This is a genomic window from Polaromonas sp. P3_B4 (assembly GCF_056402835.1).
Genome location: NZ_JBFUGQ010000001.1, coordinates 1,390,091 through 1,414,871 on the forward strand (window position 1 = coordinate 1,390,091; position 24,781 = coordinate 1,414,871).

A 24,781-nucleotide genomic window follows, 5' to 3' on the forward strand; every position below is an offset into this window, starting at 1 on the left:
GGACGGCGCCGCCACATCGGACCACAACTTTCCCCTACCTCTCTTGAGATCAAATCTGGTGTCAGGCAGGTCGACTCACCAGGTTCCGGCAGGCCTTTTTGCGCGAATGGCTGCAACGATCGCTGCTGCGGCGTCAGGCCGGTTGCCTTGCTCGGCAAACTGCAAGGCTGTCAAACCCAGCTGGTTTTTGAGTTGCGGGTCGGCGCCCTCCTCCAGGAGAAGACGCACTGCTTCCGTGGTGCCATACATGGCGGCCATCATCAGCGGCGTGGTGCCGTTGGGAGACTCGGCATCAATATAGGCGCTATTTTCCAGCAGCAGGCTGATGATGCCCAGGTGCCCGCCGCTGGCGGCGTAATGCAGCGGCGTCCAGCCGGTCTTGTTGACGTCGGCGCCCTGTTTGACCAGCTTCTCAGCCAGGCCCTGATGGTTCTTGAGGGCAGCCAGCATGAGCGCGCTTTCGCCCTTGTCGTTGAGGGTGTTGACGTCGGTCTTGGGCCAGTCAACCAATACCTGCGCTACTCTGAGCGATGGCTCCTTCAGCGCGAGAAAGAGCCCACGCTCGCCTTTTGGGTCAGGTGTGTTGGGATCAAACCCCCGCTGCAGCAGTGCCTGAATAGTGCGGGGATCATCGCGCTTGACGGCGATGAAAAAATCATCGTACGACCCTGCATTTGCCGAAGAAATCCCATAAAAAACAACGGCAATAATTGCTTTCTTAAAGTAATTTATGAGGTTATTTTTCATGCTTTAACCCCGCTGAAAAGCTGCTCGAAATTGCGGCTGGTGGCCTCTGCAATGGCCTGGATGGGTTGTTGGGTGAGCTCCGCGATCTGCTTGGCCACCAGGGGAACATACGAAGGATTATTGGTTTTCCCGCGGTACGGCATGGGCGCGAGGTAGGGGCTGTCGGTCTCAATCAGCATGCGGTCCAGGGGGACAAATCGGGCCACCTCCCGCAAATCCGCCGCATTCTTGAAGGTCAGGATGCCGGAAAAAGAGATGTAAAACCCGAGGTCAAGCGCAGCGCGAGCCACCGCCTGGGTTTCGGTAAAGCAGTGAAAAACTCCAGTGGCGCGGCCCGCTTCTCCAGCGCTACCGCCCTCCTCCTTCAACAAGGCGATGGTGTCGTCGGAAGCACTGCGGGTATGAATCACCAGGGGCTTGCCGGTCTGGCGAGCTGCCCGGATGTGCACGCGAAACCGCTCCCGCTGCCATTCCATGTCCGCTACGGTCCGGTCACCCAGCCGGTAATAGTCGAGCCCGGTCTCGCCAATGCCGACCACTTTGGGCAGGCTGGCGCGTGTCAGCAGGTCGTCCAGGCTGGGCTCTCGGACATCTTCGTTGTCGGGATGCACGCCGACGGTTGCCCAGAAATTGTCGTAGGCCGTGGCCAATCCATGAACAGTTTCGAACTCTTCCAGGGTGGTGCAGATGCACAGCGCCCGGTCAACCTGGGCGGCCTGCATGGCCTGGCGGATTTGCGGCAATTGGGCCTGAAGCTCCGGAAAGCTCAAATGGCAATGGGAGTCAGTGAACATCGCGGTACAAAGTTAGGTATCAAAAAAGGCTGCAAGCCTTATTGGTCTTGCGCAAGCAGCTATAAATACCATAGCAACCACGGCGCTTGCCGATGTGGCCGGCCGTGGCCAGCAGGGCCTAAATGGTCTGTGTGGGGCGGTCGGACGCCAGGTGGGCGCCGAGGATTTCTTCAATCTTGATCTTCAGGAGACGGGATTTATCGTCCGACGGGAACCGGACGCCGACGCCTTGCGTGCGGTTGCCGGCCGCCCTTGCGGGTGTGACCCAGGCCACTTTGCCGGCCACCGGATAGCGCTGCGTATCTTCGGGAAGCGTCAGCAGGACGTAGACGTCGTCGCCCAGCTTGTAGTCGCGTGCAGTCGGAATGAAAACGCCGCCTTCCGTGAACAAGGGAATGTAGGCGGCATAAAGCGCTGCTTTTTCCTTGATGGCCAGCTGGACAACGCTGGGGCGGGCGGTGGCGGCCGAACTGGCGGGCGGTGGTGTGCTCATGGCGCTAGTTTATCGGTTTGCCTGCGAAGGCGTCTGCAATTGCAGCATAAAAGAAACGGTTTGGGTTTATTTCGCATTCAGCGCTGTGCGGGCCCGGCTTACCAGCGATTCAAGCATCAGGCCCGGGTTGTAGGGGTGTTCCACCGTGCGGGCAATGGCCGCCAGCTCTTTGGACCAGCTTGCAAGGGCGTAAAGCCCGCCACCCGTCTTGCCGGCCGCAGCGGGAAGGGCTGCTGGCAGGTCGCCCGCGTGAAAAAACCGCGGCGCCGCACCCATGCGCACAGCCAGCACATCGTGGCAAAGCTTTTGCAATGCATCCACAGCCTGCGCTGGCGCCCAGTCCGACAGCGCGCTCACGTCGCCGCGCGCCATGGCTTTGGGCAGGGCCTGCCAATGTTGGGCAGCTTCCGCGGGCGGGTTGTTCTGCGCCCAGCTCAGCGCGTCGGCGGGTCGTCCGCCCGCGGCCACCAGCAAGGTTTGCAATTCGGCGGCTTTTGGCGCTGCCACGGCTTTTTTGGTGCTACCGGCGCTGTCACCTGCCAGCGTGATTTCCTGCTGGAGCCAGCCCAGAGCCTGGTCAAAGTCCGGCCAGACCATGGTGTGGCCCAGGCACCGGCTCCGGATGGTGGGCAGCAACTGGTGCGCGGCCTCGGTGGCCAGGATGAACTTGACGGCGCCTGGAGGCTCTTCCAGTGTCTTTAGCAGGGTATTGGCCGTGACGTTGTTCATGCGCTCGGCCGGGAACACCAGCACCACCTTGGTGGTGCCGCGTGACCGTGTGAACTGGGTGAAAGACACGGCTTCGCGCGCCGCATCGACCTTGATTTCCTTGCTGGGCTTGCGTTTCTTGCTGTCCAGGTCGTCCTGCGTCTTTTCGTCGAGCGGCCAGCCGAGCGCCAGCGACAGGGTTTCGGGCATCAGCATGCAAAGGTCCGCATGCGTGTGTACATCTACCGCGTGGCAACTGCCGCAGTGCCCGCAGGCCCCCTGCGGCGTGGCTTCTTCGCAAAGCCAGGCCCGCGCCAGTGCCAGCGCCAGTTCAAACTGCCCCAAACCCGAAGGTCCGCTCAGGAGCCACGCATGGCCGCGCTGGGCCAGCAGGCTTTCAAGTTGCGCCTGGAGCCACGGCGCCAGGCGCGGGTTGCTGGATCCGGCTGTCGCCGGCAAAGTATCCAGAACGCTCATGACAACCAGCCTTTGGCAATAAACACCTGCTTCACGGCCTGCCAGACTTCATCGCGGCTTTTTGATGCGTCAATGCGGGCGAAACGTTCCGGATGATTTTTCTGCCGGTCCGCGTAGCCTTGCGCCACGCGGCGGAAAAATGCCACCGGCTGCGCCTCGAATTTGTCGGGCAGTCGCGCGCCCGTCAGCCGCCGGGCCGCTTCTTCAGGCGCCAGGTCAAACCATACCGTCAAATGCGGCTCGATCACGGTTTCCACCTCGGGCTTCATGGGTGAATTGCCGGCGGGGTCGCCCAGCAGCCCTTCGTCGGATTGAACCCAACGCTCCAGCGTTGAGAGCAGCTTCAGGTCAAAACCGCGCCCTGCCCCCTGGTAGGCAAAAGTGGCGTCGGTGAAACGGTCGCACAGCACCACGTCACCGCGCAGCAGCGCCGGTGCAATCACGTTCACCAGGTGGTCGCGCCGTGCGGCAAAAATCAGCAAGGCTTCGGTCAGCGGGTCCATGGCGTCATTGAGGACCATGGCGCGCAGTTTTTCGGCCAGCGGCGTACCCCCGGGTTCTCGTGTCAGCGTCACCGCCCTGCCCTCGGCCTTGAAGGCATCGGCCAGCCCGGCAATGTGCGTGGACTTGCCGGCACCGTCTATGCCTTCGAAGCTGATGAAAAGGCCGCTCAGAGGTCTATTACTCATGATGTCATTCGCGTAACGCCAAGCCGCCAACTGAGCGAAAGTGACACGCAAGCCAGGGCCGCGGAACCGGCTTTGCCGGGCCGCAGGCGCAGCGCCCCCTCGGGGGGCAGCGCAGTACGCGAAGCGACAAGCGTGGGGCCATAGTTATTACTGGCCTCTTATATATTTGTTCACCGCACGGTTGTGCTCATCCAGGCTGCTGCTGAAATGGCTGGTGCCGTCGCCGCGCGCCACAAAATAAATGGCCTTGGTCGGTGCCGGCTGCACGGCGGCCAGCAAGGCAGCTTTGCCCGGCATGGCGATGGGGGTGGGCGGCAGACCGGCGCGGGTGTAGGTGTTGTAGGGCGTGTCAGTCAGCAGGTCGCGTTTTCGCAGGTTGCCGTCGAACTTGTCGCCGAGCCCGTAAATCACGGTGGGGTCGGTCTGCAGCAGCATGCCCAGGCGCAGCCGGTTGGTGAAAACGCCGCCGATCTGGGAGCGGTCCGACGGCTTGCCGGTTTCCTTTTCGACGATGCTGGCCAGGATCAGGGCCTCGTCAGGGGTTTTCAGCGGTGTGTCGGGGTTTCGCAGCGCCCAGGCAGCGTCCAGCCGCTTGTCCATGGCCCGTGACGCGCGCTTGAGCACGGCCAGGTCGCTGGAACCCTTGGCGTAGGTGTAGGTGTCGGGGAAAAAACGGCCCTCGGGGTGCACACCCGGCCTTCCCAGCTTTTGCATGATGACTTCGGGCGCCAGGCCAAGCGTGTCGGGCGCAAGCTGCTCTGCTTTTTGTAGCGCAGCGCGCACCTGATTGAAGGTCCAGCCTTCCACCAGCGTGACGCTTTTGAGGGCTTGATCGCCGCGCACCAGCATGGCGAGCAGCTTTTGCGGCGTGGTGCCGGGCACCAGCTCGTAGCTGCCGGCCTTGATGAGCCGGGCCTGGCCCGAAAAGCGAAACCAGGCATGGAGCAACAGGGCCGGGACATCGGCGCCGCTGGCCACGATGACCTCGGCCACGCCGCTGGCGGGCGTGCCGGGCTCGATTTCAAGGTCTACGACCTGGCTGCCGGGGGCCAGCCGCAGGGGAATCGGCTCGTGCAGCCACCACAAACCCGCGCCAAACAACAGCAGGGTGCCGGCAAATACCAGTATCAACAGACTTGTAAAGACACGACGCACAACCCAGCTACCTTTTCTGTACAGAACACAAAACCTCGAGCCTATGATAATTCAGCCCATCTCCTCATCGAATGTGAACGCCCCATGACCCTGCCTCCTGCCGCTCACCTGATTTCCGGCATCACCGAACTTGCGCACCTGGGTGTCATCCGTGCCTCCGGTGAAGATGCCGTCACGTTTTTGCAGGGCCAGCTGACCCAGGACGTGGCCCAGATGGGGGCCGGCGAAGCGCGCCTGGCGGCTTTCTGCAATGCCAAGGGCCGGATGCAGGCCAGTTTTGTGGTGTTCAAGCGCAGCAGCGATGCCGGCCAGGACGCGCTGCTGCTGTGCAGCCGCGACATCCTGCCCGCCACACTCAAGCGCCTGTCGATGTTTGTGCTGCGTGCCAAGGCCAGACTGACCGATGCCAGCGCCGAATTTGCGCTCTACGGCGTCACCGGATCTGCTATGGATTCGATAGCTGGTGGCGCTCGTCCTGTATGGTCAAAAGCCGATTTTTGTGATGCAAATATGGTGTTTTTGCAGCCCGGCGCGGGCCAGCCGCGTGCGATCTGGTGCGCACCTGCCGCTTCACCCGCTCCCGAAGGCCCACGCATCGACAGCGCCTTGTGGCATTGGCTGGACGTGCAGTCCGGTATCGCGATGATCACGCAGCCCATCTTTGAGGCCTTTGTGCCGCAAATGCTGAATTACGAATCCGTCGGAGGGGTGAACTTCAAAAAGGGTTGCTACCCGGGCCAGGAAATCGTTGCGCGCAGCCAGTTCCGCGGCACGCTCAAACGGCGCGCATACCTTGTCCATACCGCCGGAACACCAACCGTGGGCCAGGAGGTGTTTCACGCCTCGGACGCAGGACAGCCTTGCGGGCTGGTCGCCGCGGCAGCTGCCAATCCTGCTGGCGGCTTTGACGCCATCGTATCGATGCAAACCTCTGCCGCCGCCGATGCCGGAGATGGCCGGTTGACACTGGGAAGCGCCACGGGCGAGTCCCTGAGCCTGCTTCCCCTGCCCTACGCGCTGCTCGAAGACATCTGATGCGCGGCACTGGGGCGTGGGGCTCATGACATGTGCCTGATCGCGTTTGCCATTGGCGTGTCGGAGCGTTGGCCGCTCCTGATTGCGGCCAACCGCGATGAATTCCTGGACCGGCCGACGCTGCCGCTGGCCCGCTGGCAAACCGCTTCGGGGCAAGAAGTCCTCTCAGGCCGCGACTTGCGTGCCGGCGGCACCTGGATGGGCATGACTCCGGGCGGCAGGATCGCTTTTCTCACCAATGTGCGCGGAGCCCGTGCGGATACCGGAGCTCGCTCACGGGGGGAACTGGTAACACGTTGGCTGGAAAGCCGCGATGATGCGGCAGGTTTTGCTTCAGCCCTCGAAGAAGAAGGCGCGGACTACGCAGGCTTTAACCTGGTGGTTGGCGATTTTCAGCGGAACGTCTGGGCCTGGGTGACGAACAAGCCGGCCGTGGTGTCTGGCGCTTCAAGCCTGCATCTTCAGGCTCTGCCACCAGGTCTCTATGGGTTGTCCAATGCGGCACTGGATACGCCGTGGCCCAAAACCCTGGAACTCAAACGCTCCCTCCACGCCGCGCTGATGGCGAGCTCAGGCCTGGAAGCAACGGAGCTTCAGGCATCGCTGTGGTCAGCTCTGGGTAATCGCCAGCGCGCGCCGCGCGAAGACCTTCCAGCCACCGGTGTGCCGTTGGCGCTGGAAGAAGCTCTGTCCAGTGCCTTTGTGGATTTTCCGGACCATGCGTACGGCACACGGAGCAGCACCGTGCTGCTGGCAGCAGCAGATCCAGCCGATCTGTCAACGCGATGGGATGTCCAGGTCGAGGAGCATACGTACGTGAGCCCGTCAGCTGAAGAGTCCAGCCATCACCATCAGCCGGCGTATCCCGTTTCGCACCGGTTCACTGTTCAATGGCAGAAAGCCGCACCCGCTTCTCAGAGCCTGGACCGGTAGTCGGGGGGAATACGCTGACGCGTGGCTTCCTTGTCTTTTTCGGGTGATGCGGCCATGGCCGCCTTGTAGAACATCAACGCCTTCGCGTCATCTTTTTTCCGGATGGCATAGAGGTAGCCCAGTTTGACCAGCCCGTCGACCTGCTGGTCAGGAAAGCTTTTGTTACGCAGTTCCATGCTCTGGATGGCCAGATCCAAGTCGCCGTTTTTCACACCCAGTACCCACCCGGCATCCAGGAGGTCATAGTCATAAATACCTTCTGCCAGGTATTGTTTGGCCAGCTTTTGGGCCTCTGCCGTTCTCCCCGACCGGCTCAGCAGGACGACTTCCAGCGATCGGACTGAAGCCGCTTTCGGCTGGAGGTTCTTGCTGCGCTCCAGGTATTCGAAAGCCTTGTCCATGGCTCCCATCTGGGCATACCCACGGGCAATATTCGTCAGCAGGGCCACCACGTACGGACGCGAAGACACCACAGACTCCCAGATCCAGACGGCGTTTGGCCAGTCGCCCCAGCGCGCCAATTCGTCAGCCACCATCGGCGTCAGCTTGCGGTAGTGGGGATTGATGCGGGTGCCTTCTTTGACCAGCTCCAATATTTCCAGCTTGGTGGCGTTCCAGCGCGGGTTGTTGACATCCCCGGACTGCGTGATGGTTAGTGCCAGTCTGACGGACCTGACGATCCTGCTTTCCGCCATGGCGGCCTGTTGCGATATATAGATCGCCAGCGCGAGGCAAAACATTAAAGTGATGCCCAGCAACTTCGAGTACACAGGCTTCCAGGAAAGTTGTTGGGCGGCAAACTTGCCTTGAACGCCCAGGCGGGCGTCGGAAGCGGTCAGGAACCCCAGCGCCAGTGCAAAGATTGCGTCGGTAGTGGCCATGCGCCAGGGAAAACCGATATTGCTGACGATCAAAAGCGCCAGCAAGCTGGACAGGACAAGCGCACGTTCCGGGGCCTCCTGCAACCACCCGAATCCCCGGTTTCTGAGCGTTTTCCACGCGGCGATGCTGAGATAGCCAAGAAGGGCCAGCAGGAACATCCAGCCCACCAGGCCGTATTCGGCCAGCAACTGAAGGATCTCGTTGTGGACGTAATAGTCGGTTTCAAGTTGCGTGCCATCGGCCTGGTACAGCGGAACATCCACTTCCCAGGCGCCGGCGCCAACGCCTCTTAGCGGATGAGCCTGGATGATCCGCGATGTCGCTTTCCACATCACAAAGCGCACGCCCAAGGAATTGTCATCGACGGAAATTGTTGCCGTACGCTTGAAGGCCCGCTCGAAAGCCGTGTTGCCCCGGGCCTCTGCTGTCAGTTTCGGATTACCGGTCTGGATCAAACCCAAAGCGAGGACGGTGGCCGCCAGAAGCCCGCATGCCAACAATTTCTGGCCGAGGTGCCACGAAGAAATCGCCAGTTGCCGGCGGTAGCGCATGGCGATGAGCGGCAGTACGAAGATCAGCAGCAGCCATAACGCCATCAAGGCCCCACGCGTCCCTGTCATCATGAGCGCCACGACGACAAAGCCGTTGGTCAAGGACAGCAGGGATATTTGCAGCGAGTTCCGTGCCCGCATCAGTAGATAGAAGGAGAAAGGAATGGTGCAGACCGCAAATTCGGCAAAAAAGTTACGGTTGACAAAAGTGGACGCTGGATTCGGGCCTTGCGGAAAATAAGTGAAATCAAACCAGAACTGAAGTGCGGTCCAGAGCGAAGCCACGAGGGCGCCCGCATGAATCCCCAGGGCCAAATGAGGCAACCGGTCCCTTGACAGGGTATTGAGCCCCAGCCACAGCAGCAGGCTGAAGACGAACCACCGGATGGCCTCCACGCCACCGAGATAGGCGTGTGACCACAGCATGCTTGCCAGGGCGTAAAACATGAGCGACAGGGGTAACCACATGAGGGCATGCCAACGCAGGGGCTCCTGCCGGTGGCGCTGCTGCCAGAAGAAAATCAGGCCGGCACTGATCGCCGAAAACGACACCATCATGGATTTCAGCGTGTCCTGCAGCATTTCTTCATGAGGCACGCCAATTGCCGGCGTCACAAACATCATGAAAGCAAGAAGCACGGTGATCCAGCCGCCCTGCGCCACCTCTGCAGGCAGGGCCGCCATGGAGTCCGCGCCGGGTGAGTCAGCAGGGTCCAGCTTGGCTACCGTACCTGCGACGGTGGGATGCCCCTGCGCATCGGGGCCGGTTTTTTTGGGGGTCATGAGATCGATCAGCTTTCTGAGTGTTTGAAACAGGCCGCACGCACAGGCGACGGCATGCACCAACAACGCCGTTACGGTGCCCGGACCATCTCAACATGGGAGATGCCGGCTTCTTCGAAAGGCTCACCCCGGGCCTCAAAGCCAAGGCGCCGGTAAAAGCCCTCCGCACTGCGCTGCGCATGCAGCATGACCTCGTGGTCTCCGCGATCCCGGGCGGCGTCCATCAACGCGTTCAAAAGATTTTGGCCAAGGTGAGCTCCGCGCAGCGCCTTGTGCACCGCCATGCGCCCGATCTTCGCCGTGCCATCGGCTTGCCGCACCAGCCGCCCGGTCGCAATGCCCTCTCCCAACCCGTTATAGGCAACGGCGTGCACGGCCGGGTTGTCCGCTTCGTCGCACGCCATCTCCATCGGAATGCCCTGCTCCTGCACAAACACGGCCGTGCGGACCCTGGCCGCGTCGGCGCCCAGGGTGGCCCAATCACCCGTCCTGATGTTCACCATGGCCTCACCGGCCTCAAAGCCCACGAGCAGATTGCGCAGCGCATCCGGCACGGGCCGGGACGTCTGGGTCAGGGGATCGGCAAACACATAGATGAGTTCGCAGGTAATGAGCAGTTCATCGGCCCTGAACACCGCACCTATGAATGTCATGGACGAATTGCCGATGCGTGCGCACTTGAGCGCAACATCGAGCCGGTCATCAAAGCGTGCCGAGCCGTGGTATTCCAGTGCGGCCTTTTTCACGTACAGGTCACCGCCCATCTTGTGCATGGTTTCCTCGTACGGCAGTGCCAGCGCGCGCCAGTAGTCGGTGATGGCAGTGTCGAAGTACATCAGGTAATGCGCGTTGAACACGATTTTTTGCATGTCCACTTCGGCCCAGCGAACCCGCAGCGGGTGAAAAAATCGGAATTCCTGTCGTTTCATGGTTTATTGTCCGAAAGATTGAATGCCAGGCGCAGCGCCCGGGCCGCGTCCGCATGGGCTTGCCGCGCTTCGGGAATGATGCGCCCCATCTTGATGAACTCGTGCGTGACCCCGCGGTAGATTTCCAGGTCGACCGGCACGCCGGCCGCGCGCAGCTTGTCGGCATACATCACCCCTTCGTCGATCAGGGGATCGCACTCTGCCAGGCCCAGCCAGGCAGGGGCCACATCGTCCACATCCGGCGCATTGAGCGGCGCGAAGCGCCAGTCCTCGCGGTCGGCAGGGCTTCGCACATAGTGGTTGAAAAACCAGGTGATATCAGCTTCCTCGAGCACAAAACCACCGGCAAAAAGCCGGTGCGACGGTGTGTCCTGGCGGGCGGCGCAACCGGGGTAAAACAGCAGCTGCAGCGCCAGCGGCAAACCGGCATCGCGGGCCAGGATGGCGCACATGGTTGCCAACGTGCCGCCCGCGCTGTCGCCGCCGACCGCCACACGGGTTTCGTCAAGACCGAGGCTGGTTGACCGTACCGTCAGCCACTGCAGGGCATCCCAGGCATCATGGGCAGCTACAGGAAATTTGTACTCCGGTGCCAGCCGGTAGTCCACGGAAATCACCGCGCAACCTGACAGGTGGCTGAGCTGCCGGCACAGCACGTCATGCGTTGCCACACTTCCGATGGTGAAGCCGCCGCCATGAAAGTAAAGCAGCACCGGCAGGCGGTCAGTTGAGGAGGCGTAGAGGCGCGCAGGCAGGCTGTAGCCATCCCTGGCGGGAATGAGCAGGTCTTCGACTCGCGTCAAGGCCGGCTTGGGAATTTCCAGCACGCCGGCACCTGCCTCGTATGCCGCTTTGGCCCCTGCGGGGGTGAGCGTATGAAACGGTGGGCGCCTGGCCCGTGCCATGCGGCTGAGTACATTCCGCATCGCGGGAGTCAGCAAGTCTTCAGGGGAGGTGCGGCGCATTTATTTGAATGTTACCGACACAGGCTGCGCTCCGGCCAGTCCCTGGTAAGTCGCTGTGGCGGTCAACCCTGCCTTGGGGGGTAGCAGGGGTGAAAACGAGCCCAGGCTGATCAAATCGCCTGGCTTCATGGCAAGACCTTCCTTGGCCAGGGCGCCGGCTAACCAGACGACTGCGTTGAGGGGATGACCGAGGATGTCGCTGCCCTTGCCTCTTCCCAGTTCTGCACCGCTGCCGTCTGCAAGCACGACGGTCATGTTTTCCAGCATGCCCAGCATGGCGTAGCGCTCTGCCCTCGTCACGGGCACGGCCAAGGGCGTACCGGCCACACCGAACCGGGCACCGACATTGATGGCACTGACCGCCGGGCCATTGAGCCGGGGTGGCGCCTGCACGACCAGGTCGGGCAATTCGATAAAGGGAATGATCTGGTCAACGGCTTCAAGCACGTCCAGGGATGTCCGGGCCCGGTTGATGGCTGCACTTTTGACACGCACCAGCATGTCGGCCTCAAAAAGCGGACGCGCGCCAAAGGCCGCATCGACCACGAACCCGCCGGGCAGCACCATGCCCTCATACAGCTTGCCCCACACGGGTTGGTCGTAGTTGAAGCGTTTTTGTACCGCCGGGTTGGTAAGGCCTGCCTTGTAGCCGACCACTTTGCCGTGGCGTTTTTCCAGCAGCGCATTGAGTTTGGCGCGGGTACAAGCGCCATCGGCTTCGTTGAGACCTTCCGGGTTTGCCGCAGGCTGTCTGGCGGCGATCTTTTCGGCCAGGTCGCCGACTTGCGCATCGCTCAGACATTCGGCCCTGGCCTGAAGAGCCGCTATCGCCCAGGTGACCAGCATCAGGGTTTGCTTGCAATTCATGGGCATCTCCAGCTATTAAAGTAAGGGCAAGCCGATTGGGGCAACCGATTGGGGCAAGATGGGCGGCACGGGAAAACCGCCCAGCATCGTACAACGCGAAAGACAGCAAAACCATGGCCTTTATCTATTACGTCACCCAGATCCAGTTTGAATTCGGCGCGATCAAATTGCTCAAGCAGGAATGTGAGCGTGTCGGCATCACCCGTCCGCTCATCGTCACCGACCCCGGTGTCAAGGCTGCAGGTATTTTGCAAAAAGCGATTGACGCGCTGCCCGGTGTGCAGGTGACGGTGTTTGACCAAACCCCTTCGAATCCCACCGAGGCAGCCGTTCGCGCAGCCGCCGCGCTGTACAAGTCCGCCGGCTGCGACGGTCTGATCGCGGTCGGTGGTGGCTCAGCCATTGATTGCGCCAAAGGCGTGGCGATTGCCGCAACCCATGAAGGCCCGCTCACGACCTACGCCACCATTGAAGGCGGTTCACTGAAAATCACGGACCGCGCGGCCCCGCTGATTGCCGTGCCCACCACCAGCGGCACCGGCAGCGAAGTCGCCCGCGGGGCCATCATTATTGTGGATGACCACCGCAAGCTTGGGTTTCATTCCTGGCATCTGGTGCCGAAAACGGCGATTTGCGATCCGGAGCTCACATTGGGCCTGCCGGCCAAACTGACAGCGGCCACCGGCATGGACGCGATTGCGCATTGCATGGAGACCTTCATGTCAGCCGCCTTCAACCCGCCAGCCGACGGCATCGCGCTGGACGGCCTGGAACGCGGCTGGGCCCATATCGAACGGGCCACGCGCGATGGCAGTGACCGGGACGCCCGCTTCAACCTGATGAGCGCCTCCATGCAAGGGGCCATGGCGTTCCAGAAAGGACTGGGCTGCGTGCATTCGCTGAGCCACAGCCTGGGCGGAGTCGACCCGCGCCTGCACCACGGCACGCTGAATGCCATGTTTCTGCCTGTGGTCGTCGACTTCAATGCGGCCGCCGAATCGGTGCAGAAGGACCGGCGCCTCGACCGCATGGCGCGTGCCATGGGCTTTGCTTCGGGCACCGACATTCCGGATGCCATCCGCGAGATGAACGCACGGCTGGGGTTGCCTGACGGCCTCGCAGCAATGGGCGTGCAGCCGCAAAGTTTCGGCAGGATCATCGACGGCGCGCTGGCTGACCATTGCCATAAGACCAATCCACGCATCGCCGACATGAATGATTACCGCCTCATGCTCGAAAAATCGATGTAGCGCAGGGTTGGGGGGAAAATACGTTCTGCCCAGCTTCCAAGGTTTGCTTGAATTGCCAATTTCAAAATTTCTGCGTTTTTTGACAGTCGGCCTGCTCAATACCGGTTTCGGTTACGGACTGTTCGCAATTCTGAGCTTGCTTGGCATGCCATATCCCGTAGCGATCGGACTGGCGACCGTTGCCGGGATCGCGTTTAACTTTCAGACCACCGGTCGGCTCGTATTCGACGGCGCACCCCGCAGCAGGCTCATGCGTTTTGTCGCGGTTTATGTCCTGATTTACGGGCTTAATGTGGGCGGGGTTGCACTTTTGCTGGCGGCAGGTCTCAATCTTTATGCCGCCAACGCGATAGTCCTGCTCCCGCTTGCATTGATCGCCTATAAGATGCAACAGAAATTCGTCTTCGCCATGCCATGAAAAAAATCACAGTAGTCACCCCTTGCTATAACGAAGAGGACAACGTCGAAGAGGTCTATGCGCAAACTCGCGCGGTATTTGGTGAAATCGAGGGCGTCAGTTACGAACACCTGTTTATCGATAACTGTTCGACTGATCGTACCGAAGCGCTGCTACGCAAACTGGCAGCCGCCGACCCGAAGGTCAAGGTCATCCTGAACGCGCGTAATTTCGGCCATATCCGCTCACCCTACTATGGACTGCTGCAGGCGACTGGCGACGCTGCGATCCTGCTGGTGGCAGACCTGCAAGATCCGCCGGCACTTATGAAAGATTTTGTCGCGCACTGGCTTGACGGCGAAAAAATCGTTGTCGGCGTGAAACCAAGCTCCGAAGAGTCCTCGCTGATGTTCTCGCTGCGCCGCCTTTATTACCGTACCGTCACAAAGATCGCCGACGTCAAGCTGATCCAGAATTTCACGGGCTTCGGCCTGTACGACCACAAGGTACTGGAGGTCCTGCGACGCATCGACGATCCATATCCTTATTTGCGCGGCCTTGTTTCCGAGGTTGGTTACGAGGCGGTGCAAATCCCCTATAACCAGCCGCGGCGCCTGCGGGGCATTACCAAAAACAACTTCTATACGCTCTACGATATTGCGATGCTCGGCATCACCTCTCACTCGCGCGTGCCGTTACGGCTCGCAACGATGATCGGTTTTGCTCTGTCGGGCTTGAGCTTGCTGGTCTCCCTCGTCTATCTGTTACTTAAACTGCTGTTCTGGAACCAGTTTTCGATGGGCACGGCACCGGTACTGATAGGCGTGTTCTTTTTCGCATCGGTACAGCTGTTTTTTATAGGCTTGCTCGGAGAATATGTCGGCGCGATCCTGACCCATGTCATGAAACGTCCGCTCGTCGTCGAACGTGAACGCATTAATTTCGATGATTAAGGCGGCCGAGGCTGGCCGCGCCGGACCGACAACCCCATTCGGTAGCGTAATTTTCTGGACCGTGTTCGCGCTGCTGCTCGGACCTGCACCAATCTGGCTGTCGTCGACTGAAATGTGGGATGGTGTCATCGGCGCCCACGCTCTGGCCAATCACGACTGGGCCACGCTCAGAAGCTGGCTGCTCGACAGCAACTGGTACCTGACCTACGGCCTCTTTTACCTCGCCGATGCGCTTCAGCCATTGCTGCCACCCTGGATATTTTTCAAGCTCTGGATCATCTTGATGGCGCTCGGTATCGCCTGGGAAGTACGCCGCCTTGGGGAGGACGTCTTTAACATTGAACCGGCGGTTGCCGCATGGTTGCCTGCCGTCGTATTGAGCTTCCCGCTCTGGTATGTTTTCTTCAGCTACACGCCAATGCTCGGCCATATCGCCTGCGTGTTTCTGGCATTGGCGGGCTACCGTTTGTTCCACGCGCCCGGACGCATGCAAGCCAGTCTCGGGCTGCTGCTGGTGCTGCTGTCGTTCCAGCTCGCATCGAACTGTGCTTTTTTGATCGCGCTGGAATCCGGTCGCTGGCTGTTTGCCCGTGACAGATCCCGCTGGAACTATGTCCGCTCGGTGATTCTGGTGTTCGCTGCGATTGCCGCGTTTGCCGCTACGCGGGTGATCTGGCGGCCAGTCGGCGCGTACATCGCTTACAACCAGTTTCTCGATCCCCTCGCATTGAGCAGCATGCTGAGTTACCTCAAATATCTGGCATTGTTCGCAACCTGGTTCCTGCTGCTACTGCCCTTGTTGCCCGGCCTCGTGGCGAGCTGGCATCGCCGGGCTGCCGGCGAGAAGTCGTTCGGTACCGCGCTGCGAGCCGGTTGGCGGCCGATGGCGCTACTGGGATTGCTCGCGCTGGCGGCCATGGCCCCCTATGTGGTGGTCGGGCTCGGCTCCCCGTTGTTTGTCGTTCATTTGCCGTCGCCGACTTCCGTCTCCGCGGTGCTCGCGACGGCCTCAAGCCAGGCGCCGTTGAGCTTTTGGTACGGCGAATGGGGTGCGCGGCATCTATTGCTACCGATGGTTGTCATTGCGCTGTTTGCGGGCTGCTGCGTCGCACTGGTCCAACGCGCGACGGTGCCGGGCGCGACACTGCGCGGCGCCCTGGTACTGATGATCGCGGTGAACCTCCTGATCGGCATGGCTGGCCACTGGAAAAAACTTGAACGAATCGCGCAGGAGCACGGCATCGTCAAAGCATTGGCGGCGCGGCCGGMGCCGCCCGGCGGTGAGGTTGACCTGATTGTCGATGCGCATGCCGGTTACCTCGGCCGGGTCTATGAGGCGAACGACCTGCTGTTGCGAGCCTACGGCGAAACACGCTGGTCGGCACACCTGCTGCCCGAGGTTCCGGCCATACAAGCCTGGAGCGAAAAAACACGCCGCGAGCTGGCCGAACAAGCGCCAGCCTCGCGAGCCGCAAGCGACCGGCTCAATCTCATGGTCGGCTACGACTGGAATCGGCATTGCCGCAGCACGGTGCGGCTTCAGTTGGCTGATCTTGGTGTCTGGGATGTGTTGTGGCGAGCCGAACACCAGCGTGCGACATTGCCGGCAGCGACCGTCAGAGCCGTGTCGAGCGACTGCCCGGACGCCGGCTCCGCCTGGCGCTGAGCTCCCGCTGGGGGTGCGCCAGGTCGCACCCGCCCACCATGTCTCTATCTGCCAAATCGGACCCACCCGATGTATGCGCCACCCCATCAGTTCAGAAGCATCGCGAAGTGCGGGCAATGATGAGGTCCCACCGCTCTCGTAGCGCCGGGAATGCGGTGGACGCCGGGCTGAAGTTGCCTTCGCGCAGCATCACTCGCAATTCGGGCCAGATCAGTAGCTAGCAGCCAGGCTGCGTTCTGGCCGAAGAATCAGTCGCAAAATCATTTAATTACTTTTTATAACCATAAATGTCATTGTTGACAAGAGACTATTTACTTATTTTTTATAACTAAAACCCCATTAACCTCATGCAGTGATTAGCGATTTCACGCGGTGTTTGCTGTCCGCAAACAACAGTGCATGGGACCTGTAGGGCTGCGTCGAATCGATAAGCACGCTTATATCAACAACATTAGGAGACCTGATGAAGACCAAACTATTTGCACTTTCCGTGCTGTCCGCTGCCAGTTGCGCCGCTCAGGCCCAAAGCTCCGTCACGCTGTATGGCGTGGTTGATACCTATTTGGAAGTCGCGTCTGCCGGCAACGGCAATGTGACACGCGTCTCCAGCGGGGGTGCCATGGGTTCACGTTTCGGGTTTCGCGGTACGGAAGACCTCGGCGGCGGCCTGAAGGCGAATTTCGTGCTGGAGGCCGGCTTTTTAACAGACACAGGCACTGGCACAGGTACTGCGACCATCCCCACCAGCACTGTGCCGACTGGGGCTAGTTACATGTTTCAGCGCCTGGCGACCGTGGGCTTGAGTGGTGACTTCGGCGCCGTCAACATCGGCCGCCAGTACACGCCGCATTTTGGAACCATGGCGGCTTTTGACCCCGCCGGATTCACGATGTCCGGCGCCCTGAACTATTACGCGGGGCCGGGCGTAGGCATCAACGGTGGCTCGCTCTCTGACGCCACCACCCGCCGGGACAACTCCATCCAGTACACAACGCCGACCTGGAGCGGTTTCAAGGCCAATGTGTTTTATGCTTTCGGCGAATCGACCGGCGCGGGCGGCCAACCCAAGTCCACCGGCAACGTGCTCAACATCGCAGCCGGCTACAGCAGCAGCACGCTTGCGGCGCAAGTCAGCTACCTGACGGAAAAAACCATCTACATAGTCGGCAATACCGATAAATACACTGATGTCGCCGTCTCCTACGATTTCGGGTTCATCAAGCCGTCTGCCATCTTTGTACGTCGTCGCGGCGACACGACTGGTGCGCCCGCGCTCGACGCTTACCAGATCGGCGCCTCGGCACCTGTCGGCGTAGGCAAGCTGATCGCCACCTACGGCCAGCTCAAAAACAAGACCACGGCGAATTCGGATTCCAAGGCCATAGGCCTGCGCTACGACTATCCGCTGTCCAAGCGAACCACGATCTACGGCGGCGCGACCAGGATCAGCAACCAGGCCAACGCAGGCTACACCATCAGCGGCGGCGGTGGCAGTTCGGCTGGCCTGGCGCTCTCGGCGGTCGGCCAAAGCCCGAAGTCGCTGTACGCGGGTATTGCACACGTGTTTTGAGGCTTCCGCTCCAGGCTGAGGTGCCTGGCAGCGATCTGGAATCGCCGTATGACGTGCCACGTCATGCGGCTTTTTTATGAGCGCCTCGCCGGGGAAACACCGCATCGAGGCGCGCATTCCGGCCGGTTCATGGCCGGTTCATAAATGATGAACCAGCTTCATGTCCGGATGTTCCAGCCACCGGGCATATTCCTCCGCAAGCTGCCCGGCTTTCGATGTGGCCTGCGACCATGCGCGTATGCGTGCGTGGATATCGGGGCCGTAGCGCATGAAGTCCGCGCGGTCCGGAAGCTTGCCGCCGGGCAAGGTTTTGATCCACTCCGGGTTGGGGGCGAGCAACACCATGTTGTCCAGAAAATGTGTGGCTCCGTGCCGCCACTTCAGGCCCTTGTCGAGCCAGCCAGGCACCACGGCCCTCTGGAAATGCGGGTACAGCACCAATCCCGGCGATGACCCCGCCTCCCCTGCCGTGCCCCCGCGGTGATAGTTCAGGTGCAGGTGGTAGTCGGTGATGCCGCCGTCCCAGTAGGCGCCGGGCGGCGCGCCGGGGATGTTGTGCACGGAGCGCAGCACAAAAGGGATGGAGCAGCTGGCCTGAAGTGCCGGCTGAAAATTGGCTTCGTCCATCGGCACCTGGCGGGTCCGGTAGTCGGCAGTTGAAAACGGCAGGGAGGCGTTCTGCGTGGAAAACACGACGCGCTCCAGCCATGCGCCCATGGCCTTGCGGTGCAGGCTGTTGGTGAGGAACGCGCCAAAGTAGCCCAGCGGCGTGGCCACCTTGTGCTCACGGCCCAGCATGTGGCGGCCACGCGAGGTGACGATGTGCAGCCGATAGCGGGGATGGCCAATCACTTCCTTCACCCTGCCCCCGTAGAAAACCTTCAGGCTCTGGCCGAACTGCTCACTGACGGCGTCGGCGGTCGGGCGCTTCTGCCCGGGCTTGAGTTCGTAATGCTGGTGGATGTAATCGGTTTCGAGGCGCTGGAATGCGGCCTCAGGGTTGTCCAGGCAGGCCGTGGCCATGCGCCATGCGCCTATGGACGCGCCGACCAGGTCCACCGGATGGCTGCTTTGCGCCAGCCAGTCACCAAAGATAAAGCGGTCCAGTGCGCCAAGGATCAAGCCCTTGGGCCCGCCCGCCGCCCCGGGTACGACGGCAATGTCTGCTGGCCTGAGGCCGTTTTGCTCGATATGCCGGCGTGCCTTGGGACCGGCGTAAATGCGGAGGGCTTGCATGGGGGTAGATGGTTGCTATTATTTTGATAGCTGGTTGCGCCCGCCAGTCAAGCGCCAGGGCCTGATTTAACCTTAAAAACGGGTCAATTCATGTCTTTCTGGCGACCTGGCGGCGTGCGCATTGTTATTTCTTCAGTGCCGCCAGCTTGCTGAAGGCCGACTCCATGGCGGTCGCGGCGGCCGGTTGTGGCGCGCCTGGGCGGCTTCCATAGTTGCCGCCGCGGTTTTGCCCGCCCGGCGGGCGCGCGCTTTCAAAGCGGTTGTCACGCGGGCCGTCGCGGCGGGCCGGTGCGGCGTCGAGTTTCATGGTGAGGCCAATGCGCTTGCGCGCCACATCGACCTCGGTCACGCGTACTTTGACGATGTCGCCGGTTTTTACGACCTCACGCGCGTCGTTCACGAACTTGTTGGAAAGCTGGCTCACGTGGACCAGGCCGTCCTGGTGTACACCGATGTCAATGAAGGCGCCGAAGGCGGCCACGTTGCTGACCGTACCTTCCAGCGTCATGCCTTCCTTCAAATCCTTGATGTCTTCCACGCCGTCGTTGAAGCGGGCCACCTTGAAGTCGGGGCGCGGGTCGCGGCCGGGTTTTTCCAGTTCGGCAATGATGTCCTTGACGGTGATCACGCCGAACTGTTCATTCGCAAACAGCTCGGGCTTCAGGGTCTTGAGCATCTCGGCCCGGCCCATCAGCTCGGCCACCGGCTTGCCGGTGTGGGCCATGATCTTTTCAACCACCGGGTAGGTTTCGGGGTGCACCCCTGTCATGTCCAGCGGGTTGCTGCTGCTGCGCAGGCGCAGGAAACCCGCGCTCTGCTCAAAAGTCTTGGCGCCCAGGCCGGTCACCTTGAGCAAGTCGGCGCGCGAGGCGAAGGCACCGTTGGCATCACGCCAGCGCACGACCGACTTGGCCACCGTTTGCGACAGGCCCGACACGCGCGCCAGCAGCGGCACGCTGGCGGTGTTCAGGTCCACGCCCACGCTGTTCACGCAGTCTTCGACCACGGTGTCGAGGCTGCGCGCCAGGTCGCTCTGGTTCACGTCGTGCTGGTACTGGCCAACGCCGATCGATTTCGGGTCGATCTTGACCAGCTCGGCCAACGGGTCTTGCAGGCGTCGCGCAATACTGGCCGCGCCGCGCAGGCTCACATCCACGTCGGGCATTTCCTGGCTGGCGAATTCACTGGCGGAGTAGATGGAGGCACCCGCCTCACTGACCACGACTTTTTCAATGGCCTGTTCCACCTTGGCCATTCCCTTGATCAGGTCGGCGGCGAGTTTGTCGGTTTCGCGGCTGGCGGTGCCGTTGCCGATGGCGATCAGGTTGACGCCATGCTTTTCGCAGAGCCTGGCCAGCGTGTGCAGGGAGCCATCCCAGTCCTTGCGCGGTTCATGCGGATAGACGGTAGAGGTCTCCACCAGCTTGCCGGTGGCATCGACCACGGCCACCTTCACGCCGGTGCGAATACCCGGGTCCAGGCCCATCACCACACGCGGGCCGGCGGGCGCTGCCAGCAGCAGGTCGCGCAGGTTGTCGGCAAAGACCTTGATGGCGACCTTCTCGGCCTCTTCGCGCAAACGGGTAAAGAGGTCGCGCTCGAGCGAGAGGCTGAGCTTGACGCGCCAGGTCCAGGCCACGGCCTTGCGGATCAAATCATCCGCTGGTCGCGCCTTGTGGCTCCAGCCCAGGTGCAGCGCGATCTTGCCTTCGGCAATGCTGGGCTTGCCGGGCTCGGCCTGCTCAGGCAGTACCAGCTTGGCATCCAGGATCTCAAGCCCGCGGCCGCGAAAGACTGCCAGCGCACGGTGCGAAGGCACGCGGCCAATCGGCTCGCCGTAGTCGAAGTAGTCTCGGAATTTGCTGTTGTCGGCGTTGTTCTCGTCTTTGCCGGTCACCAGCTTGGAGCTGAACAGCCCCTCGCTCCAGAGCCAGTTGCGCAGCGACTGCACCAGGCCGGCATCTTCGGCCCAGCGTTCGCTGAGGATGTCGCGCACGCCGTCGAGCACGGCTTGCACGGTGGTGAAGTCGTCACCGCTTTCGTTCTTTTCGGCCTTCACAAAGGCCGCGGCTTCGTCGGCAGGTACCAGCGACGGGTCGGCAAACAGCTTGTCGGCCAGCGGCTCGATGCCGGCTTCACGCGCAATCTGACCCTTGGTGCGGCGCCTGGGCTTGAAGGGCAGGTAAAGATCTTCGAGGTCCTGCTTGGTGGCGGCAAACTCTATGGCTGCACGCAACTCGGGCGTGAGCTTGCCCTGCTCTTCAATGCTTTTGAGCACGGCTTCGCGTCGCTCTTCCAGCTCGCGCAGGTACCCCAGCCGGTATTCCAGCTCGCGCAACTGGATGTCGTCCAGCCCGCCGGTGGCTTCCTTGCGGTAGCGCGCGATGAAGGGAACCGTGGCGCCGCCGTCAAGCAGCTCGACGGCTGCCTTGATCTGGTGTTCCTGGACTTTAATTTCTGCCGCGATCTGGCGGATGATTTTCTGCATATTGAAAGAGATGTTCGAAAAAGCTCGGAAAAAGAAGCAAAAGAAGGTCGATAAAGGGGCAAATGCCCGCCCGGCGATGCAGCCTGCCCTGGCAGAGAGCCGTTATCGGTGCGCCGAGTACAAACTGACGCCAAGGGTCGGCATTGTCCCACAGCACCAGCGCTGTTTTGCTTCTGATAATGGCCCTTGGCTTAAAGCAATTTCTTACATTTTCAGGGGAGACACACATGCGGACTCGCACGATTTTTTTGGTGGTGGCCATGCTGCTGCTGGCGGGCTTTGTGGCCCTCAATGTCGATGAATTCAGCCGTGTGAGCATGCTCAGCCTGGGCTTTACCACCGTGGAGGTGTCGCTGGGCTTCGTGATGCTGCTCTTGCTGGTGGTTGCCACGGTGGTGTTTCTGGCCTCCACGCTCTACATGCAAAGCACCAACTTGCTGGAAACCCGGCGCTACGCACGCGAGCTGAACACGCAGCGTGAGCTGGCTGACAAGGCCGAGGCCTCGCGTTTTACCGAACTGCGGAGCTACCTGGAGGTGCAGGCCCTGGCCGCACAGCACCGGGAAGCCGCCGCCGCCACTGTGCTGGCCGAACGCTTCTCGCAGCAGCAACAGGCATTGCTGGCGCGGCTGGAGCAGTCGGACAACACCATGGCCGCCCACATGGGCCAGCTCCAGGACAGGCTTGAGCGGCATGGCGGCATTCCGCACCTGGAAAAAGACTCGGAGACCATGCCGCTGGTTTAAGTGCCTGAATACCGGTTGTGCCGCGTCTTTGTTAACCAAGCCCGGCAGGTGTAAGAACCGGCGAAGTCCATCGACCAATGGGGGTCTGCAAATCCACGGAGACCCTCATGCTGCACACCGCGCCCCCACGGCCTTCCCGCCGCAACACCCCGCTGATCATCGCAATCGTCCTGATGGCATCGACGTCCAGCGCGTTGTCCGCACAAAACGCTTGTGCCATCAGCTCAGGGCCGACCATCACGCCGGTTGTTGAGCTGTATACCTCTGAGGGCTGCAGCTCCTGCCCGCCCGCTGACAAATGGGCATCGTCGCTGAAAGGCAGTGGGGCCGTGGTGCAAGCCTTTCATGTCGGCTACTGGGACTACATCGGCTGGGTTGACCGTTTTGCCGCGCCCGCCTACACCAGCCGGCAACGCGAAATAGCGTCCAGGAGCAATCTGCGCAGCATCTATACACCGCAGGCCGTACTCAACGGCAAAGACTGGCCTCGCTGGGGTGGCAGGCCTGCCGACAGCAAGGAACCCGCGCGCGCCAGCATCGTACTCAGGCAACTCGGGCCGGGCCAGTTTGAAGCCAGTGTCACCCCGGTGCCCGCACCGCAGGTGTCACCGTCCTGGTCAGCCTACTGGACCGTCACCGAGCATGGGCACAATTCCAGGGTGAAAGCCGGCGAAAACGCCGGCGAAGTTCTCCAACACGACTTCGTGGTGCGCCAGTACACCCAGGCAGGGGAATACAAAAGCAGTGGAACCGGGCCGCAAAAACTGGCCTTTCGCAGCATAGCCGCGACCCAGGGCCATGAGCGCCAGGTGAATCTCGTGGTGTTCGACCCTCAAACCGGCAAGACCCTGCAGGCCGTCAGCCTTCAATGTGCCGCGTAAAGCACGGCCACTGAAGGACTACCGCCTGGCGCACCGTATAGGCGGGGCAACGCGAGGCCTCGGGCTTGCCGCACAATGGCGCCATGGATTCCCCGCAATCACCGCCCTGCGCTCCTTCGCTGGCCTTGCGGCCGCCCGGGGCCGCCGACTATGCGGCGCTGGCCACCTGGGTCCAGGACGCCAGCACCTGTCTGCGCTGGGCCGGCCCCAAGCTGAAGTTTCCGTTTGAGCCCGAGCGACTCCCGGTACTGCTGGCTGAACCCGGCGCCTTCAGCTTTGTCATAAGCCGGGGGCCGGCAGAGGCGCTGGGCTTTGGGCAGTTCTGGGTGCGTGAGGCAGGTGTTGCCCATCTGGCCCGCATCATCCTGGCGCCCCACGCGCGCGGCCAGGGCCTGGGTTCAATGTTGTGCAGGCTGCTAATGGCCCAAGCGGCTCGTAACACCGGTGCCACAGCTTTCACACTACGCGTGTACCGTGACAACCACCCTGCGCTGACCGTCTACGAAGGCCTCGGCTTTGCAGTGGTGCCTGAGCTTTCGAACGACAGCATTTTTTCCATGCGCAGGGAAGCGCTGAACGGCATGCAGGCGATACAGGCCGAGGGGCGTCCATAGTGCCCTTCGATAAACTGTGGGTCCGTGCTGTTGCGGCCACGTCCCTGCATTCTTTTTTCTTTTCGATCGATGCTTTCACTTTTTCTTAAATGCCTGCTGGGTGCGCTTGCCGTGCTGGTTATTGCCCTTCTTTCCCGGTCGCGCAGCTTTTTCATCGCCGGGCTGGTGCCGCTGTTTCCCACCTTTGCATTGATTGCGCACTACATCGTGGGCAGCGAACGCTCCGCGGCTGACCTTCGTACCACGGCACTGTTTGGCCTGTGGTCGCTCATCCCCTATGCGGTTTATCTGCTGGTGGTGTATTGGCTCAGCGTGCGCGCGACACTGCCCGTCACGCTCGCCTGCGCCACACTGGCCTGGGTGCTTGCAGCGGGTGTGCTGCTGCTCGGCTGGAGCCGTGCCTACCCTTCGGCGCTTTAAGGAAAACAGATATGGGCAAATTCAAAAAAGTGCTGCGGGTCGTTTTGCTTGCGCCTGTCGCGCTGTTTTTGCTGTTTGAAGAATGGGGCTGGGAGCCGCTGGCCGCCGGCTTTGCAGCACTGGGGCGCCTGCCCTGGTGGGGGCGGCTGGAGCGCTGGATCATCCGCTTGCCGCCCTGGGCTGCCCTGCTCGCCTTCAGCGTGCCGGTGCTGGCGCTGATACCGGTGAAGCTGCTGGCGCTTTACCTGTTCGGCCTGGGGCATGTGACTGTCGGCCTGGCGCTGATACTGGCGGCCAAACTCACCGGAACCGCGCTGGCCGCACGCCTCTTTCAGCTGACCCAGCCTGCACTCATGCAAATGCCGTGGTTCGCGCGGCTCTACACCCCCTGGAAAGCCTGGAAGGACAAAATCATGGCCCAGGCCAGGGCGTCGTTGCCATGGCGCATGGCCCGTCGTTTCAAGATGCGGGTCAAGCTGGCAGCTGCGCGGCTCCTGGCCGCGCTGAAAGCCGTATTGTCATGAGCACCAGGCTCACTGAATTCAACCGCCG

25 protein-coding genes are annotated in these 24,781 nt (G+C 61.5%); 12 read left to right on the forward strand and 13 right to left on the reverse strand.

What is annotated here, in order from left to right; all coding sequences use genetic code 11:
- Positions 1 to 75: 75 nt before the first annotated feature.
- The 6 genes from AC1DVV_RS06665 to mltG all read right to left on the reverse strand — a co-directional run bounded on the left by AC1DVV_RS06665 (position 76) and on the right by mltG (position 5,063).
- Positions 76 to 747 (reverse strand): ankyrin repeat domain-containing protein, encoded by a 672-nt coding sequence (locus tag AC1DVV_RS06665; RefSeq protein WP_457280897.1) that lies wholly within the window; start codon positions 745 to 747, stop codon positions 76 to 78.
- A complete protein-coding gene (locus AC1DVV_RS06670) occupies positions 744 to 1,541 on the reverse strand; it encodes a TatD family hydrolase (protein WP_457280896.1) in 798 nt (265 codons plus the stop codon). Before AC1DVV_RS06670 ends, AC1DVV_RS06665 begins: the two co-directional genes overlap by 4 nt.
- A gap of 118 nt (positions 1,542 to 1,659) precedes the next feature.
- Positions 1,660 to 2,034, reverse strand: coding sequence for a PilZ domain-containing protein (locus AC1DVV_RS06675; RefSeq protein ID WP_457280895.1), 375 nt, complete (start codon positions 2,032 to 2,034; stop codon positions 1,660 to 1,662).
- 66 nt (positions 2,035 to 2,100) lie between these two features.
- Entirely contained in the window at positions 2,101 to 3,219 is a 1,119-nt protein-coding gene (locus AC1DVV_RS06680; protein WP_457280894.1) for a DNA polymerase III subunit delta', read from the reverse strand.
- Positions 3,216 to 3,908: a dTMP kinase gene (gene tmk, locus AC1DVV_RS06685; protein WP_457280893.1), complete on the reverse strand. Its 693-nt coding sequence runs from the start codon at positions 3,906 to 3,908 to the stop codon at positions 3,216 to 3,218. Before tmk ends, AC1DVV_RS06680 begins: the two co-directional genes overlap by 4 nt.
- A 147-nt stretch (positions 3,909 to 4,055) precedes the next feature.
- Positions 4,056 to 5,063, reverse strand: a complete 1,008-nt coding sequence (gene mltG / locus AC1DVV_RS06690) for an endolytic transglycosylase MltG (protein WP_457280892.1) — start codon at positions 5,061 to 5,063, stop codon at positions 4,056 to 4,058.
- An 84-nt stretch (positions 5,064 to 5,147) separates the two neighbouring features.
- Between mltG and ygfZ the strand changes: the two genes are divergently transcribed.
- The gene (gene ygfZ / locus AC1DVV_RS06695) at positions 5,148 to 6,098 is read left to right on the forward strand and encodes a CAF17-like 4Fe-4S cluster assembly/insertion protein YgfZ (protein WP_457280891.1); all 951 of its coding nucleotides are present in this window, start codon (positions 5,148 to 5,150) and stop codon (positions 6,096 to 6,098) included.
- Between the two features lie 30 nt (positions 6,099 to 6,128).
- Positions 6,129 to 7,031 carry an NRDE family protein gene (locus AC1DVV_RS06700; protein WP_457280890.1) on the forward strand — a complete coding sequence of 301 codons (903 nt, stop codon included), beginning with the start codon at positions 6,129 to 6,131 and terminating at the stop codon, positions 7,029 to 7,031.
- Here the strand turns inward: AC1DVV_RS06700 and AC1DVV_RS06705 are convergent.
- The 4 genes from AC1DVV_RS06705 to AC1DVV_RS06720 form a co-directional block, all read right to left on the reverse strand.
- Positions 7,013 to 9,247 (reverse strand): O-antigen ligase family protein, encoded by a 2,235-nt coding sequence (locus tag AC1DVV_RS06705; protein ID WP_477666019.1) that lies wholly within the window; start codon positions 9,245 to 9,247, stop codon positions 7,013 to 7,015. The genes AC1DVV_RS06700 and AC1DVV_RS06705 overlap by 19 nt on opposite strands.
- 71 nt (positions 9,248 to 9,318) lie before the next feature.
- Positions 9,319 to 10,176, reverse strand: a complete 858-nt coding sequence (locus AC1DVV_RS06710; protein ID WP_477666018.1) for a YbgC/FadM family acyl-CoA thioesterase — start codon at positions 10,174 to 10,176, stop codon at positions 9,319 to 9,321.
- The gene (locus AC1DVV_RS06715; RefSeq protein ID WP_457280887.1) at positions 10,173 to 11,141 is read right to left on the reverse strand and encodes an alpha/beta hydrolase; all 969 of its coding nucleotides are present in this window, start codon (positions 11,139 to 11,141) and stop codon (positions 10,173 to 10,175) included. The genes AC1DVV_RS06710 and AC1DVV_RS06715 overlap by 4 nt, the downstream gene beginning before the upstream one ends.
- Entirely contained in the window at positions 11,142 to 12,008 is an 867-nt protein-coding gene (locus AC1DVV_RS06720; protein WP_477666017.1) for a 2-keto-4-pentenoate hydratase, read from the reverse strand.
- 113 nt (positions 12,009 to 12,121) lie between these two features.
- Between AC1DVV_RS06720 and AC1DVV_RS06725 the strand changes: the two genes are divergently transcribed.
- The 5 genes from AC1DVV_RS06725 to AC1DVV_RS06745 all read left to right on the forward strand — a co-directional run bounded on the left by AC1DVV_RS06725 (position 12,122) and on the right by AC1DVV_RS06745 (position 17,844).
- Positions 12,122 to 13,258, forward strand: a complete 1,137-nt coding sequence (locus AC1DVV_RS06725; RefSeq protein ID WP_457280885.1) for an iron-containing alcohol dehydrogenase — start codon at positions 12,122 to 12,124, stop codon at positions 13,256 to 13,258.
- The gene (locus tag AC1DVV_RS06730) at positions 13,224 to 13,676 is read left to right on the forward strand and encodes a GtrA family protein (RefSeq protein ID WP_457280884.1); all 453 of its coding nucleotides are present in this window, start codon (positions 13,224 to 13,226) and stop codon (positions 13,674 to 13,676) included. The genes AC1DVV_RS06725 and AC1DVV_RS06730 overlap by 35 nt, the downstream gene beginning before the upstream one ends.
- Complete coding sequence (locus AC1DVV_RS06735; protein ID WP_457280883.1) at positions 13,673 to 14,608, forward strand: glycosyltransferase family 2 protein; 936 nt, start codon at positions 13,673 to 13,675, stop codon at positions 14,606 to 14,608. The genes AC1DVV_RS06730 and AC1DVV_RS06735 overlap by 4 nt, the downstream gene beginning before the upstream one ends.
- Complete coding sequence (locus tag AC1DVV_RS06740) at positions 14,583 to 16,274, forward strand: hypothetical protein (RefSeq protein ID WP_477707173.1); 1,692 nt, start codon at positions 14,583 to 14,585, stop codon at positions 16,272 to 16,274. The genes AC1DVV_RS06735 and AC1DVV_RS06740 overlap by 26 nt, the downstream gene beginning before the upstream one ends.
- Before the next feature lie 463 nt (positions 16,275 to 16,737).
- Positions 16,738 to 17,844, forward strand: a complete 1,107-nt coding sequence (locus AC1DVV_RS06745) for a porin (RefSeq protein WP_457280881.1) — start codon at positions 16,738 to 16,740, stop codon at positions 17,842 to 17,844.
- Positions 17,845 to 17,982: 138 nt separating this feature from the next.
- Here the strand turns inward: AC1DVV_RS06745 and AC1DVV_RS06750 are convergent, their stop codons facing one another.
- The 3 genes from AC1DVV_RS06750 to AC1DVV_RS06760 all read right to left on the reverse strand — a co-directional run bounded on the left by AC1DVV_RS06750 (position 17,983) and on the right by AC1DVV_RS06760 (position 21,830).
- The gene (locus tag AC1DVV_RS06750; RefSeq protein WP_477666015.1) at positions 17,983 to 19,080 is read right to left on the reverse strand and encodes a patatin-like phospholipase family protein; all 1,098 of its coding nucleotides are present in this window, start codon (positions 19,078 to 19,080) and stop codon (positions 17,983 to 17,985) included.
- Positions 19,081 to 19,204: 124 nt separating this feature from the next.
- Positions 19,205 to 21,568, reverse strand: a complete 2,364-nt coding sequence (locus tag AC1DVV_RS06755; RefSeq protein WP_477702042.1) for a Tex family protein — start codon at positions 21,566 to 21,568, stop codon at positions 19,205 to 19,207.
- Entirely contained in the window at positions 21,531 to 21,830 is a 300-nt protein-coding gene (locus AC1DVV_RS06760) for a hypothetical protein (protein ID WP_457280878.1), read from the reverse strand. The genes AC1DVV_RS06755 and AC1DVV_RS06760 overlap by 38 nt, the downstream gene beginning before the upstream one ends.
- On the opposite strand from AC1DVV_RS06760, the gene AC1DVV_RS06765 reads away from it, so the two are divergent.
- The 5 genes from AC1DVV_RS06765 (at position 21,796) to AC1DVV_RS06785 (ending at position 24,753) form a co-directional block, all read left to right on the forward strand.
- A complete protein-coding gene (locus tag AC1DVV_RS06765) occupies positions 21,796 to 22,314 on the forward strand; it encodes a hypothetical protein (protein ID WP_457280877.1) in 519 nt (172 codons plus the stop codon). The two genes, AC1DVV_RS06760 and AC1DVV_RS06765, sit on opposite strands and share 35 nt — an antisense overlap.
- A 107-nt stretch (positions 22,315 to 22,421) precedes the next feature.
- Positions 22,422 to 23,195 carry a DUF1223 domain-containing protein gene (locus AC1DVV_RS06770; RefSeq protein ID WP_477666013.1) on the forward strand — a complete coding sequence of 258 codons (774 nt, stop codon included), beginning with the start codon at positions 22,422 to 22,424 and terminating at the stop codon, positions 23,193 to 23,195.
- Positions 23,196 to 23,278: 83 nt separating this feature from the next.
- On the forward strand, positions 23,279 to 23,809 hold the full coding sequence (locus AC1DVV_RS06775; RefSeq protein WP_477666012.1) for a GNAT family N-acetyltransferase: 531 nt from the start codon (positions 23,279 to 23,281) through the stop codon (positions 23,807 to 23,809).
- Positions 23,810 to 23,878: 69 nt separating this feature from the next.
- Entirely contained in the window at positions 23,879 to 24,229 is a 351-nt protein-coding gene (locus AC1DVV_RS06780) for a GlpM family protein (protein ID WP_457280874.1), read from the forward strand.
- Between the two features lie 11 nt (positions 24,230 to 24,240).
- A complete protein-coding gene (locus AC1DVV_RS06785; RefSeq protein ID WP_477666011.1) occupies positions 24,241 to 24,753 on the forward strand; it encodes a hypothetical protein in 513 nt (170 codons plus the stop codon).
- Positions 24,754 to 24,781: the final 28 nt, after the last annotated feature.

Coding starts and splice junctions, on each gene's coding strand:
- AC1DVV_RS06665 (WP_457280897.1), bottom strand. CDS start 747: ATGAAAAATAACCTCATAAATTACTTTAAGAAAGCAATTATTGCCGTT.
- AC1DVV_RS06670 (WP_457280896.1), bottom strand. CDS start 1,541: ATGTTCACTGACTCCCATTGCCATTTGAGCTTTCCGGAGCTTCAGGCC.
- AC1DVV_RS06675 (WP_457280895.1), bottom strand. CDS start 2,034: ATGAGCACACCACCGCCCGCCAGTTCGGCCGCCACCGCCCGCCCCAGC.
- AC1DVV_RS06680 (WP_457280894.1), bottom strand. CDS start 3,219: ATGAGCGTTCTGGATACTTTGCCGGCGACAGCCGGATCCAGCAACCCG.
- tmk (WP_457280893.1), bottom strand. CDS start 3,908: ATGAGTAATAGACCTCTGAGCGGCCTTTTCATCAGCTTCGAAGGCATA.
- ygfZ (WP_457280891.1), top strand. CDS start 5,148: ATGACCCTGCCTCCTGCCGCTCACCTGATTTCCGGCATCACCGAACTT.
- AC1DVV_RS06700 (WP_457280890.1), top strand. CDS start 6,129: ATGTGCCTGATCGCGTTTGCCATTGGCGTGTCGGAGCGTTGGCCGCTC.
- AC1DVV_RS06705 (WP_477666019.1), bottom strand. CDS start 9,247: ATGACCCCCAAAAAAACCGGCCCCGATGCGCAGGGGCATCCCACCGTC.
- AC1DVV_RS06710 (WP_477666018.1), bottom strand. CDS start 10,176: ATGAAACGACAGGAATTCCGATTTTTTCACCCGCTGCGGGTTCGCTGG.
- AC1DVV_RS06715 (WP_457280887.1), bottom strand. CDS start 11,141: ATGCGCCGCACCTCCCCTGAAGACTTGCTGACTCCCGCGATGCGGAAT.
- AC1DVV_RS06720 (WP_477666017.1), bottom strand. CDS start 12,008: ATGAATTGCAAGCAAACCCTGATGCTGGTCACCTGGGCGATAGCGGCT.
- AC1DVV_RS06725 (WP_457280885.1), top strand. CDS start 12,122: ATGGCCTTTATCTATTACGTCACCCAGATCCAGTTTGAATTCGGCGCG.
- AC1DVV_RS06730 (WP_457280884.1), top strand. CDS start 13,224: ATGATTACCGCCTCATGCTCGAAAAATCGATGTAGCGCAGGGTTGGGG.
- AC1DVV_RS06735 (WP_457280883.1), top strand. CDS start 13,673: ATGAAAAAAATCACAGTAGTCACCCCTTGCTATAACGAAGAGGACAAC.
- AC1DVV_RS06745 (WP_457280881.1), top strand. CDS start 16,738: ATGAAGACCAAACTATTTGCACTTTCCGTGCTGTCCGCTGCCAGTTGC.
- AC1DVV_RS06750 (WP_477666015.1), bottom strand. CDS start 19,080: ATGCAAGCCCTCCGCATTTACGCCGGTCCCAAGGCACGCCGGCATATC.
- AC1DVV_RS06755 (WP_477702042.1), bottom strand. CDS start 21,568: ATGCAGAAAATCATCCGCCAGATCGCGGCAGAAATTAAAGTCCAGGAA.
- AC1DVV_RS06765 (WP_457280877.1), top strand. CDS start 21,796: ATGCGGACTCGCACGATTTTTTTGGTGGTGGCCATGCTGCTGCTGGCG.
- AC1DVV_RS06760 (WP_457280878.1), bottom strand. CDS start 21,830: ATGGCCACCACCAAAAAAATCGTGCGAGTCCGCATGTGTGTCTCCCCT.
- AC1DVV_RS06770 (WP_477666013.1), top strand. CDS start 22,422: ATGCTGCACACCGCGCCCCCACGGCCTTCCCGCCGCAACACCCCGCTG.
- AC1DVV_RS06775 (WP_477666012.1), top strand. CDS start 23,279: ATGGATTCCCCGCAATCACCGCCCTGCGCTCCTTCGCTGGCCTTGCGG.
- AC1DVV_RS06780 (WP_457280874.1), top strand. CDS start 23,879: ATGCTTTCACTTTTTCTTAAATGCCTGCTGGGTGCGCTTGCCGTGCTG.
- AC1DVV_RS06785 (WP_477666011.1), top strand. CDS start 24,241: ATGGGCAAATTCAAAAAAGTGCTGCGGGTCGTTTTGCTTGCGCCTGTC.